This window comes from Streptomyces sp. NBC_00019 (genome assembly GCF_045041015.1).
In the GTDB taxonomy this organism is placed as follows: domain Bacteria; phylum Actinomycetota; class Actinomycetes; order Streptomycetales; family Streptomycetaceae; genus Streptomyces.
Map to the genome: position 1 here is coordinate 1,847,573 of NZ_CP108302.1, position 12,026 is coordinate 1,859,598.

Here is a 12,026-nt window from a genome sequence, read left to right on the forward strand (position 1 = left end):
CGATCGCCGGAACCCCGAAGGCGTCGAGCCGCTCCGGGTCCTAGGGCGAGGAGTGGCGGCAACACCTCGTACGCGGTGTCGTCACGGCGTCTCTCCGTCTCCCGCGTAGAGGTAACCACCGGGGTTGGCGGGGTCCGCGATCAGTAGTACCTGATCACCGGCGCGGGGGATGCGCAGTTTCGAAACGATGGTCTGGAGCGTGAACGGGTCGGCGGTGACCCCGGCCAGCTGGAGGACCAGGTCGACGACCGGGTCGAAGTTGACCAGCTTGCCGGTATCGCTGATCGACACGACGACGGCGGGGACCGTCGGTACGCCCATGGCGAGCAACTGCCGCACAGTGGCACCGGAGTTGTACGCGCCGAGCGACTGCTGGAGCTTGGCGTAGTCCTCGCCGCCGAGCGTCGCGCGCGTCATACGGCCGTAGAAACCCTTGCCGCCGGCCACCTGCTCCACGATCTTGGCGGCCTTCTCCAAGCGGCTCTTGCCCTTGCCGAAGATTCCCATGCTGTGCCTGCCCTTCCGGTCCGTTCTGCCTGGTGGTGTGGACGTTAGGAGGCGGGCAGCGCCTACCGATCCCAGGTTCGACCACCAGTTCCCCCAAGACGTACGCTCTGCCCATGCCGATCCCGAGCCGGCCGTCGACCGGCGAGCGCCGTCCGCGCGCCATGGTCATCGACAGGGCTTGGCGCGGCCTCGGGCCGGGCCCCCAGGCGCTGAGCGGGCCCGGTGGCGCGCCGCTGACCCGGACGGTCAAGCTGATCGTGCTGCCGCTGATCGTCCGGCCCGCGCTGCGTCCGGAGCTCGCCGCCGACTTCCTCGACGCGCGGGAGGCGGAGCAACTCGAGGCGCTGATACGGGAGTCCGGTGCGGTTCTGGAAGCGACGGCACGGTGGTTCACGCTGCTGAAGAAGACCCGCCGGGCACTGGGGATCGTGGCGGGCAACCCCCAGGACCTGTATTTCCAGCGGTGCTTCGAGCTGGCGACCGAGCACGGGGCGCCGGGACCCGGCGCGGACGCGGTGGCGAGGGCGGTACTCGAAGACGTCGTGGACGCTTACGGCGGACGGACGGTGGAGGCGCTGAAGGAGCATCTGGCGGACACCGCCCGGCGCGCCCGGCTCGACGCCGAGCTGGCAGCGGCGTGGGACGGACGCGAGGCGGTACCGGGCGCCGCCGATACGGGCCTGGCGACAGAGGTTCTCGAGGCCTGCGGTGCGGCGGGGGCTGATGCGCCGGCCTTCGCCGCCATGGTCCGGGCCGGGCACGGCGGCCTGCTCGGGCGAGCCCTGTGGGCGGCGCACCCGGCCGACGTCTGGGACCGCGCCGACGTACCCCCGCACCTCGGACTGACCGCGCACCGCGTGCCCCCGCGCCCCGAGGTCGGCCGGAGCGCCTCGACCGCCACACTCCCCGCGCCGTTCGACCGCACGCTCTTCGAACGGCTCTTCACCGTGCTCCAGGCGTCGGCCCACCGCGAGCAACTGCCGACCGTGCCGGAGCTCGTCCGGCGGGAGGTCGACCGCAGCTGCGCCCCGCTGGGCCTGTACGACGAGAGCCTGCGCGTCACCGTCGTGCTCGGCGGCCGCCTCGCGGTGGGCCTCGATCCGCTGGGCGCCGGGACCTCCGTGGCGGGGTCGACGGCGGCACACCGCATCGTCAACAGCCGCTGGCAGCGGGAGGCTTCGGTCCTCCGAGCCCGCAGGATGACCGTCTCCCCCCGCCCCGATCCGGACGGCGGCGTGCTGAACGCCCTCGCCCAGGACCTGCGCACCCCCTGGGCCGCTTACATGCGGCGCCTTTGGGTACGGCTGCACGGGCGCGACGTCCGCGACGCGGCACTGCCCGACGCGGCATCGGCCTGGGGCGTGCTCGACGGGGTCACCCGCTCGGTGATGATGGACCACCGCGCACGAGTCCGTACGGCACTGCGCACCCTGTCGGTGGCCGCCGAGCCCGCCGCCGAGCCGAGGAGTGCGTGATGCCTGAACGGCGTTGTGTCATCACGCGAGCCGAGGACGGCACCGTACGCATCGCGGGACCCTCCGCCGGTCCCCCCTTCACCCGGGCCGTTCTCGACGTCGCGGGGGCCGTCCTGACCTGGCCCGTCCTCGGCCCGACAGGTCTGCCGACAGCGGAGATCCACGACGTGGGGGAGGCCCAGCAGTGGCTGTGGACGGTCTACGGCGAGCACACGGCCGCCGTAGTCGACGCCGTCGCGTCGGGAACCCCGGCCGCCGAGCTGACGCTGTCCGAGCAGTCGACCGCCCTCGCCGAAAGTGCCGCCCGCCTCGCCCTCGGGCACTGGGCGGCCCGCTGGTGGCCGACGTCGTACCTGGACGGGATTCCCGCGCTCGAACCGGACGTGCTGGGCCTTGAATTGGCCGCACTGACCCACGAATGCCAGCAACTCCTCGACGAGTCAGGGGAGTTGGAGGGTACCGCACTGCTGGAGGAGCACCTGGCCGCGCTCGACCCGCTGCTCCGTTGGCGGCAGTTGCCGGCCCCGCCTCGCCAACTGGACCGTGTCCTACGGCTGATCGACGACGCGGCCGACAGCGTCGGGCTGGACGGGGAGGCACTACGGCGCCTCCGGTCGGCCCTGGAACGGGACCAGAGGCCGACCGCCACGCCGTTCGACCTCGCCGAACTCTTCGTACGGCAACAGGAGTTCGCCCTCGCGGCAGGTAGTCACCGCACCGCGACCGGCCGCGTGATCGCCCGGGGCTCGGGGACCAACGACTGGTGCCGCTATCCTCCCGGCTTCGTCGACGCGGCCGAGGACGCCGTGTCCTGGACGGCGTACGCGCTCGGCGCCGGGCGGCGGATCGAGGTCGAGGTCGTCGCCGACATCGCGGCCCCCGTGGGCGGGGTGCACCTCGCGGCGGAGGTCCACGTGGACGGCGGCCCGCCGAACCGCGTTCCGCTGGCCAGGCGGGACGACATGTGGACCGGCCGGGCGGACCTGGACATCCCGGCCTCGACGACACCGGACATCGAAGTCGGCATCCTGCTGCCGGGGTTCGACCCGGGACCGGGCGCCGATGACGCTGCGGCACGTGAGGCAGTACGAGCCCTGGCGCGGCACCGGCTCAGCGTCGCGGCGGCACCGCACGACAGCGAGGCCGCACACCCGGACCCGTTCCTCGCCGAGATCGCGGCTGCCGCTGCCGTGGAGGAGGACTTCTAGCCCATGCCGGAAGACCTGGAAGACCCGCAAGACGCAGCGGAACAGGAAGAACAGGCGGCGGGGCTCAGCTACGGCGAGCCCTTCGACAGCGGCTTCGCGCGCGCCGAACGCCATCAATTCACGCCGGATCTCCCGGCAGCGCTGGCTGTCTACGGCGAACTCCTCGCCCTGGCCGAGTCGTTCGAGGACTCTCCCGACGTACGACTTCTGCGCGGGCACCTGTTGTCCGACATCGGGACGGTTCAGCTCGCGGCCACGGATCTGCCCGGGGCGGCCCTGTCCATCGGGCGGTCCCTCGACCTGGTGCGGGGCATCGCGTCCGTGCCGATGGGACCGAACGGCCGCCGGCTGTGGCAGGAGGTCCTGCTGAAAACACTGCTGGCCAGGGTCGAACTGCTCCGCAGGACCGGGCAGTTCGACGAGGCGCAGGAGGCGATGGACGAGGCGACGGCCCTGTTGTCGGAGTTCGACGACCTCGAAGGGCTGCGCACCGCCGAGATCGGCCTGAGCCGGGTGCATCTGCTGATGGACCGCAGCGCGTGGGGCGCGGCCGAGGAACTGGCCTCCGCGCTGCTGACCGACGCGCCGCTCGCCGAGCCGTATCTGCTGGACTGTCTGGGAGTCGTCTGCGCCTCGACCGTACGGTTCGAGCAGGCGGAGGACTACTTCGCCCGCGCCGAGGAGGCCTATCTGAGGCTGGGCCACCACGCGGGGCGCCAACAGGTGCTCTCCCACCGGGCGTACGCGGCGCTACAGGCCGGCAACCTCGACCGCGCGGAGGAGTTGTACGCGGAGGCCGCCGAGATCTTCGAACGGCAGGGCCAGGCCGAGGACTTGGCGGTCTGCGAACAAGCCCGTGCCGCCATCGCCGCACACCGCGGGGACGCGGCCGGCGCTGCCGCTCTGACGGCGTCCAGCCTGGCCCGCTTCCAGCAGGTCGGTGCCGCGATCGCCGCAGCCGACACCATGCTGATGGGCGCCCGGCACGCGTACGAGCGGGGCGACATCGACGAGATGAAGCGGCTCGCCCAGGGCGCGCGGGACGTGTACCAGGAGCGCGGGGTGTACGAGCGGTGCGCCCAGGTGGACCTGATGCTCGCGCGAACCCTCGAGGACAACCTGAACCGGACCGACCACGGCGTCCACGAACGCACCTCGCTCGCCGACGCGCTCTCCCTCGCCCTGCCCGCCGCCCTGACGCTGGAAGCGGCCCGCTACGACTTCGCCACCGCCCACGCCCGCAGCCAGTGGCTCCAACTGGCCGACGAAGCCATGCAGTTGGTCTTCCGCCTGGCCCTCCGCAGCAACGACCAAGGGCTGATCTTCGAGCTGGTGGAACACCGGTGCGCGGGCGCCTCCCTGGCGCTGAGCCGTACGTCCACCGCCGACAAGACGGCGGCGATCTTCCCGGACGCCGCCATGAAGACGTACGCCCCCGACGACGGCGCTCCCCTGACGCTGGGCGGCATCGCGGCCGAGGCCGCCGCCTCCGTCGGCCTGCGGGTCGCACCGCCACCGAAGATCGTGATGTCGGCGGAGGCGGGCGGCCGTACCGCGCTCCAGGAGTATGTCCAGGCAGCCCAATTCCGCTATCACCGGCGGATCGTGAGCGAGGAAGAGGTGCCGTTCTGTCCGCCGACGATCTGACCGACCCGAACCGTCCGGTGGTCCAGGTCCGCCTCGCCGACGCCGGTGACCTGCACATGACCTGGACGTGGGCCCGTGGGGCCCGCGGCTTCGGCACCGGATACACCCCGGGGCAGGACGTGGACGAGGCCATCCGCGCGCTGGCCGCCGAACTGCCGGGCGGCGGCACGGAAGGCATGCGGCGCGTGTTCGAGTCCGGCGCGCTGGCCACGTACGAGGAAGAGCGCCGCCTGTCCCGCATGCTGGCCGAGGTGCTGTGGCCGCCGGGCCTGACCGACCAGATCCGCCAGGTATCCGCCCACCTGGGCCGTCCGCTGATGCGGCTCCAGCCGTCGCCCCGGGTCGCCCAGGTCCCGTGGGAGCTGCTCGTCGTGGACGGTGAGGACAGCGACGTACGGCTGATCGACCTCGTGGACATCGCCACCACGGCACCGGCATCGCTACGACGGGCAGGCACCACCCCGACCGATCAGGACCCGGACTCGGACGCCGTGGTTCTCGTCCTGGACCCCCGCGTCCCCGGCTTCCGCGCCGACTCCCCGCTCGGCTCGGTCCTGGGGCAGCCCGGCTCGGACCCGGCGATGCTGTCCCTCGTACAGCGAAGGCTCGACGCGGGCACCGTCGTACCGTCCGTCGCCAGCCCCGCCGAGGCCTTCCGCCGCACCGACCTCGACCGCGACTGGCTGGGGGAGGCGCTGCGCAAGGGTGCCAGTCGCCTGCTGTACGTCGGTCATGTCAGCGGCGCCCCCGTCGAGGGCGGGCAGAGCGAGGACGTCACCCTCCACCTGTGCTGCGGCCCGGAGACCACGGGGATGACCGAACCGGTGCGCACCCACCGCCCGTTGTCCGCCAAGGACCTTCTCCTGGGCACGCTCCCGCTGCGCGCGGACGGCGTGCCGGGCGCTCAACTCTGGCCCGCACCGCCGCGCGTCGCGCTGATCGCCTGCGAGAGCGGCGGCGATCTCCGCTTCGCCGAGTCCTTCGGCCTGGCGACGGCGATGATCCACAACGGCGCCCAACTGGTCACCGCCACCCGCTGGGTGCTCCCCACCAGCTTCGCCTTCCATCGTCTGGCCGGTCTGCCTCAGTCCGTACGGCCACTCACGGAGGCCGTGGTCGCCGTGGACGCGGCCCACGAGGACCACGACCCGGTCCGCCATCTCGGTGCCTGGCAGCGACAGCAGCTCGACCAGTGGCGCGCCGACGGCCGGATCGAGCACTCGCCCCTCCTCTGGGCGGCCCTGACCTGCATCGTCAGGTGAGGGGCCAGGGGTGGTGGAGGCAGTAACCGCCCACCCCGATCGCGGCGATCCCGGTGACCAGCAGGGTGGCGATGAACCTGATCTGCGACGTGCGCTCACGGCGTTCGTGGTCGGGCTCGGCGGTGAGGAGGGACGGGTCGGCGGGCGCGTAACGGAGGGGGATGTCACGGCCGAGGGACTTGGCGACGTCCCGGATGCCCTGCGCACACAGCGCGGTGACCTCGACGCCCTCGTGGGTGGTGAAGGCGACGACGGAAGCGTGGCTGACGCTCTCGCCGCCTTCGCCGTCGGAGTAGAGGTCCCTGGTGACGGCGACCACGCGGCCCTGGACGGTGACGCCCTCGGCCAGCTGGGCGGCGCGGGCGCGGGCGACCTCGCCGTCCCGGCTCAGCGCGGCGACGAGGAGCGACAGGCCACCGACGCAGATCAGCCCCCACTGCCAGCCCCACACGAAGAACGACTGGACGACCAGTCCCAACACCAGCAGGAAAACCATGCAGGTCGGCCCACCTGTCCCGGACATCCGCCCCTCGCTGTCCAGCATGAGATAGAACCTCTCCGGCCGCCGCCGCGGAAACCGGACCGGGAACTCCTGCCCCACCCAGGCCACTTGCACCCGGTCGCCACGCTTGTTCTCGTGCCGCAGCCTGAACTCCCGCCCGGTGCCCGGGTCCTGGTACACGATCGTCACCGGTATCCCGTGGTTCCCCGACTCACCGTGTCCCGGCGGATGCACCTCCACGACCCGAGCCGTCACCCACACCGCCCGCTGCGGCCGGGTCAGCCCGGCCAGTGAACACGCATAACCCACCAACGCCAGCCCCGCGGGCACCGTCCACCACAGCCCGAGCATCTTCTGCAGGTCCATGCGGCGAGGCTCTCGCTGCCGGGACTCCTACCGATCCCAGGTTCGGGCCGGGCCGGCCATCTCTCTCGATCCGGCCGGCCGACGCGAGGCGCGTGGTTCATGGACAGCCGCCACCACGCGGGCGGCGAAGAGACGACCGGCAAGGGCGCCTGCCCCGGGAAGATTCCCCCGGCAGGCGCCCTTCGCGTCACTCCTCGTCGCGCAGCCGGGCCACCAAGGACGTCAAGGACTCGGTCTCCTCGGTGTGGCCCAGGGCGGTCAGGTGGGAGACGGCCGCGTCGAGGCGGGTGAGGGCGGGGGCGGGGCGTTCCAGGTAGAGGCCTTCCACGGCGCCCGCGAGGCGGACGCACTCGGCCCATTCGCCGGCGTCGTCGTCCCGTCCCGGCTCGCCGAGCAGGGCGAGGGCCTTGTCCAGGGCGATGAGGGCGTCGTCGTACTCGCCGGCGTAGGCGTTGACCCGGCCGTGTTCGTAGGCCAGGGCGGTGTCCAGGGAGCGGCCTTGGGTCTCGTACGCGGCGGCGCGGGCCTCGTCGGCGACGCGGCCCGCGTCGGTGAGGAAGGCGAGCGCGTCGGTCAGGCCGTCGGGGCCCTGCTGCTGGGCCTGGAGGCGGGCGAGTTCGCGCAGGGAGTTGCTGAGGTGCTCGAAGCGCGGGGCCCGGGCGTGGGCGGCGAGTGCCTGGTCCGCGACTTCGCGGGCCCGCTCGAACTCGCCGGACTCGCCGAGGAGTACGGCGGTCTCCGCGGCGATCATGGCGTGGCTCCCCGGGTCGTCGTCCCATCCGGCGGACTCGGCGGACAGGGTGACGAACTCCGCCGTGGCGGCCTTGAGGTCCTCCCCCGTGTGCAGCGCGCGGGCGCGGGTCAGGCGCAGCTGGGCGACGATCCGGTCGTTCAGCTCGCCGCCGGTGACGTCCGGTTCGGCCAGCAGGGAGTCGAGCAGCGCGATGCAGTCCTCGACACGGCCCAGGTCGAGGCTGAGCTGGGCGGCGTTGCTGTAGGTGCAGAACGCGTCCGTCCGGCTGCCGCGGCGAAGTTCCAGCTCCGCGGAGCGCGTCAGGTGCCGCAGCGCCTCGTCGGGGCGGCCCAGGTACATACAGGCCTGGGCCACATCCCCGTGGAGGCGGGCGGTGTCGACCGTGTCGGCGGGCCACTCGGCGGCCAGTCGCAGGGCCTCGGACAGGTCCGTGTGCGCGGCCTGCGCGTCCTGGAGGCCGAACTGGAACCGGCCGCGCAGTCCGAGCGTGCGGGGCAGGTGCCAGGCGGGGCCCTGCGCCTTCAGTCGGTCGAGGAGCGCGTCGATCTCGGTGACCGCGGTGGGCAGGCTGCCGGAGATGGCGTGGGTGCTGGCCCGCAGCAGCAGGGCGCCGGAGATCTGCCCGTCGAGGGCGTGCCGGGTGGCGAACGCGTGCAGCGCGTCCACCTCGGCGAAGACCGGTGCGACATGGTCCTCGCTGCCCGACGTCTGCAGACGCAGGGCGAGCGCCGTCGCCCGCAGCCGCAGCACGCGGGCCTCCTGGTACGGGGCGAGTCCGGGCGTCTCCTCATGGAGGCGGACGATGGACGCGTGCGCGGCGGTCAGCGCCGCGGCCTTCGCCTCGGCTCCGTCGGCGCTCTCCCCCTCGTCGCTCTCCCCCTCGGCCCGCTCCGCGGGGATCTCGGCGGTGGCGAGCAGGGCGCAGGCGCGGGCGAGCGCCGCGTGACCCGGCAGTCCGGCGTCGTCGTACAGCGCCGCGGCCTCCTCGTGGAGGGCGGCGGCGTCGGCGAACTCGTCCTTCTCGCCCGCCCGGTTCCCTTCGTCGGCCAGCAGGTCCGCGCGCAGGCGCACGAGCGAGCCCACGGCCGGGTCGTCGGGGTGGGTGTAGTCACGTGCGGCCGCGAGCGTGCGCAGCCGCGCCCAGCAGGCATGTGCGTCCGGGTGCCCCTCCTCCTCCGCCGTTCGCGCCCTGAGGATGAGTTCGGGCAGCGCGTCGGGGACGGCGGCGGCCGTACGGGCGACGGGCGCGGTGACCAGGGCGGCCGGGGCCGCGTCGTCGAGGCTGCGGGGGCGCAGGGTCAGTTCCAGCGCGTCCAGGAGCGGGGCCTGGTCGAGACGGGCCCTGCGGCGGTCGCCGTGGGCCGTGGTTCCGTTACGGGTGTCGAAGCGGGCGGCCAGGTCGTCGGCACGCTTGCGGACCTCGGCGCGCAGACCGGACACCGTCCAGGTGCGGCCCGCGTATCCGACGGTGGGCAGTTCGCCGTGGCCGAGGACTTCGACGCGCTGGAGGAGGACCTCCACGCCGGTGAGGAAGCCGAACTGGTCCAGCGGCGAGTCGACCTCGTCGAACAGGTTCCGGTTTTCGGCGAGCAGTTCCAGACCGCGTGCCTCGTTGCCGGTGAGCGCGCAGAACTCCAGGTGCCGGCCGACCTCCTCGGACATCGAGGGGTTGCGGCGGCAGGCGCGGTAGCCGACGAGATGCAGTTCGCGGGCCCGGTCGGTGCGGCCGGTACGCAGCAGGGGCAGCAGCGCGTACGAGGCGGAGCGGGCCGGCTCCTCCTTGCAGGACTCCTTCCCGGCCAGAACGGGCTCCCAGGCGCGCAGGGCCCGCTCGTCGTCGCCCGCCCTGAGGTGGTACCGGGCGCGCTGGCAGATCTCGCAGGCCTCGCAGTCGCTGAGCCGGGTGCGGGTGCGGCTCGCCCACAACTCGTGGGCGAGGGTGGTGTCCTCGCCGACGTGGACGGCGAGCTGGTACGCCTGTCCGTAGTAGGGCTGGAGGCCGAGGTCGGCCTTCTCGTACCGGTCGCGCATCTCCGTCAGCCACTGGCGCAGGCTGGTCAGGGGTATCTCGGGCAGCTGGCGCAGGGCGTGGGCCACCCACTTGAACCGCCAGAACAGCATGTGGCGCAGGCGCTCGTCGAAGACGTCGGGCTGCTCGTCGAAGAGGGTGAGCAGACGCGCGAAGACGACGGGCGACTTCCGGGGTTCGGAGCCGTAGGTGTACGCCTCCTGGAGTTCGAGGAGGGCGTGGACGAGGACGGCGGGGTCATCGAACTGCTCGGCGGCGTCGACGAGTTCCTCGGCGGTGACGGTGCGGGTACGGCCGTACGGGCGCCGGTCGTTCTCCTGGAGCGCCTGGAACAGTTCGTCCGTGTTCTGGGGAAGGGGTGCGGTCGGCATCGTCAGCTGTCCTTGCGCAGGGCGTGGGCGAGAAGGTCGAGGAAGGAGCGGTTGATCAGGCTCGACTCGGCGGGCCTGAGCGGACGCCGGGACAGCATCGCGGCCTGTCCGTAGAGGGCTTCGGCGCTGGTGCGGGCCAGCTCGGGCTCGTCGATGGTGACGGCGGTGCGGACGAGCGGGTTGAGCTGGTTGAGGATCAGCTGGGCCCGCGGCGCCTCCTGGCGCAGGGCGCCGAGGATGTCGCCCCACAGGCCGCCCTCCTGCTCCCGGGCGAGCTGGGAGCGGGTGCGCTCGTGCCGGGCCTCGCGGCTGTCCACCAGCAGGGCGGGTGCGGAGGCGGGCTGGAAGGTGCGCAGCGCGACGTCGCAGTCGAAGACGGACAGGGCGTCGCGGGCCTGGGCGAGGTAGGCCGCGGCGGCCAGTTCCGTCTCCCGGTCGACGGGGTCGAGATGAGCGGTGAGGGTCGCCGGGTCGAGGTCGGCGACGCTGACCTCGGGCCTGATCTCGGGCAGCCGGTGGACCAGTTCACGGTCGTAGGTGTAGCCGCCGTTGACGACGCCCAGTCCGGCCGCCGAGGCGATCGCCGCGACCTGTCGGAACTCCTCCACGCTCGACGTCACGAGCACCGTGCGGTGGGTGCGCGCGAACTCGTCGAGAGTGCAGTGACCGTCGGTGGTCTCGAACGGCAGCCAGGGCAGCAGCATCCGCAGGATCTCGTCGTCGTGCACCGCGAGCGACTTCACGGCCAGGTGGTGGGCCTGGAGGAAGCGGTGGAGCAGGTCCGGGTCGCTGGCGGCGGCCCGGGCGATCCATGCGCGCAGCCGCTCGGCGAGGGCGTCACGGACGGCGGCGAGCGTGTCGTCCTCGTACAGGGACTCGCGGGACGCCGTCGGGCGCAGGCTCTCGGCGTCGACGACGCAACGGACGAAGAACGCCCACTCGGGCAGGATCTCCTCGGCCTGCTCGGACAGCAGCATGCCCTTGACGTGCACCCGGTGGCCGTGCCGGCGCCCGGCCGGGACCGCCTCGGGCAGCACGCACGCGATGCCCTTCAGACCCACGGCTGGCAGGTCCAGTTCGATGGTGTCCAGCGGCGTGAAGCCGAATACCTCCTCGCCGTACGCGGCCAGGGCGCGGGAGCGGGCTCCCGGTGTGGGGTACGTACGCGACCAGGGCGCGGGCTCGGGGTTGACCGGTGCGCTCTCGCCTCCCGTGCCGTCGTCGAAGGTCACCTGATGGCGCAGCAGGGAACCGAAGTGCCGGGCCAGGGCGTGCACCTGGGCCGGGCGGGTCCACTCTCCCGCATCGGCGCGCGGCGTCAGTGTGACGGTGGTGCCGGGCCGGGGACGCGCGGAGGCGGGCAGGGTGCGGACGGTGTAGCTGCCGTCTCCACGGCCTCGCCACTCCACGGCGGGGGCGTCGGGAGTGCGGGCGGAGCGACTGAGGACATGAATCTCGTCGGCGACCAGGAAGCAGGAGAGCAGCCCGATGCCGAACTGACCGATGAAGTCGGCGCGTTGCTCGGCGATCCGCTCGGCACGCTTGCTGCTGCGCCCGATGGTGGCGAGGAACGTGTGCACGTCGTCTTCGGTGAGACCGACGCCGTCGTCCTCGACACGTACGACGGAGCCGTCCGCGTACAGGCGGATGCCGAAGGCGCCGTGGGGGTCGATGGCGTGCCGTGCGGTGAGGGCGTCGACCGCGTTCTGCAGGAGTTCGCGCAGGTAGACGCGGGGGCTGGAGTAGAGGTGGTGGGAGAGGAGGTCCACCAGGCCGCGGAGGTCGACCTGGAAGGTGCGGTCGGTGGCGGCTTGGTGGGCGGAGGTGTCGCGCAGGGGCATGAGGCAGTCCGGGGTCGAGGGGGCGGCAGAGGTGGGCGGTGGTCCGCGGGACCGGCCGGAGACG

The 12,026-nt window shown here is 72.7% G+C and carries 8 protein-coding genes; 4 read left to right on the forward strand and 4 right to left on the reverse strand.

Annotated elements, in window-relative coordinates; translation table 11 throughout:
• Positions 1–81: 81 nt before the first annotated feature.
• Entirely contained in the window at positions 82–507 is a 426-nt protein-coding gene (locus OHU89_RS08920; RefSeq protein WP_405641499.1) for a hypothetical protein, read from the reverse strand.
• 113 nt (positions 508–620) lie between these two features.
• Between OHU89_RS08920 and OHU89_RS08925 the strand changes: the two genes are divergently transcribed.
• The 4 genes from OHU89_RS08925 to OHU89_RS08940 are packed head-to-tail and all read left to right on the forward strand — an operon-like array spanning position 621 to position 6,099.
• Positions 621–1,982 carry a hypothetical protein gene (locus tag OHU89_RS08925; protein ID WP_405641501.1) on the forward strand — a complete coding sequence of 454 codons (1,362 nt, stop codon included), beginning with the start codon at positions 621–623 and terminating at the stop codon, positions 1,980–1,982.
• Positions 1,982–3,190 carry a hypothetical protein gene (locus OHU89_RS08930; RefSeq protein WP_405641503.1) on the forward strand — a complete coding sequence of 403 codons (1,209 nt, stop codon included), beginning with the start codon at positions 1,982–1,984 and terminating at the stop codon, positions 3,188–3,190. The genes OHU89_RS08925 and OHU89_RS08930 overlap by 1 nt, the downstream gene beginning before the upstream one ends.
• A 3-nt stretch (positions 3,191–3,193) precedes the next feature.
• The gene (locus OHU89_RS08935; RefSeq protein WP_405641504.1) at positions 3,194–4,837 is read left to right on the forward strand and encodes a hypothetical protein; all 1,644 of its coding nucleotides are present in this window, start codon (positions 3,194–3,196) and stop codon (positions 4,835–4,837) included.
• Between the two features lie 17 nt (positions 4,838–4,854).
• Positions 4,855–6,099 (forward strand): CHAT domain-containing protein, encoded by a 1,245-nt coding sequence (locus OHU89_RS08940; RefSeq protein WP_405641505.1) that lies wholly within the window; start codon positions 4,855–4,857, stop codon positions 6,097–6,099.
• Here OHU89_RS08940 and OHU89_RS08945 read toward each other — a convergent pair.
• The 3 genes from OHU89_RS08945 to OHU89_RS08955 form a co-directional block, all read right to left on the reverse strand.
• Positions 6,092–6,967, reverse strand: coding sequence for a DUF3592 domain-containing protein (locus tag OHU89_RS08945; protein WP_405641506.1), 876 nt, complete (start codon positions 6,965–6,967; stop codon positions 6,092–6,094). The genes OHU89_RS08940 and OHU89_RS08945 overlap by 8 nt on opposite strands.
• A gap of 187 nt (positions 6,968–7,154) precedes the next feature.
• A complete protein-coding gene (locus OHU89_RS08950) occupies positions 7,155–10,121 on the reverse strand; it encodes a hypothetical protein (RefSeq protein ID WP_405641508.1) in 2,967 nt (988 codons plus the stop codon).
• A gap of 2 nt (positions 10,122–10,123) precedes the next feature.
• Positions 10,124–11,962, reverse strand: a complete 1,839-nt coding sequence (locus tag OHU89_RS08955) for an HSP90 family protein (RefSeq protein WP_405641509.1) — start codon at positions 11,960–11,962, stop codon at positions 10,124–10,126.
• Between the last annotated feature and the right edge of the window lie 64 nt (positions 11,963–12,026).

Excerpts from the sequence above, each read along its gene's own strand:
- OHU89_RS08920 (WP_405641499.1), bottom strand. The coding sequence starts at position 507 with ATGGGAATCTTCGGCAAGGGCAAGAGCCGCTTGGAGAAGGCCGCCAAG.
- OHU89_RS08925 (WP_405641501.1), top strand. The coding sequence starts at position 621 with ATGCCGATCCCGAGCCGGCCGTCGACCGGCGAGCGCCGTCCGCGCGCC.
- OHU89_RS08930 (WP_405641503.1), top strand. The coding sequence starts at position 1,982 with ATGCCTGAACGGCGTTGTGTCATCACGCGAGCCGAGGACGGCACCGTA.
- OHU89_RS08935 (WP_405641504.1), top strand. The coding sequence starts at position 3,194 with ATGCCGGAAGACCTGGAAGACCCGCAAGACGCAGCGGAACAGGAAGAA.
- OHU89_RS08945 (WP_405641506.1), bottom strand. The coding sequence starts at position 6,967 with ATGGACCTGCAGAAGATGCTCGGGCTGTGGTGGACGGTGCCCGCGGGG.
- OHU89_RS08950 (WP_405641508.1), bottom strand. The coding sequence starts at position 10,121 with ATGCCGACCGCACCCCTTCCCCAGAACACGGACGAACTGTTCCAGGCG.
- OHU89_RS08955 (WP_405641509.1), bottom strand. The coding sequence starts at position 11,962 with ATGCCCCTGCGCGACACCTCCGCCCACCAAGCCGCCACCGACCGCACC.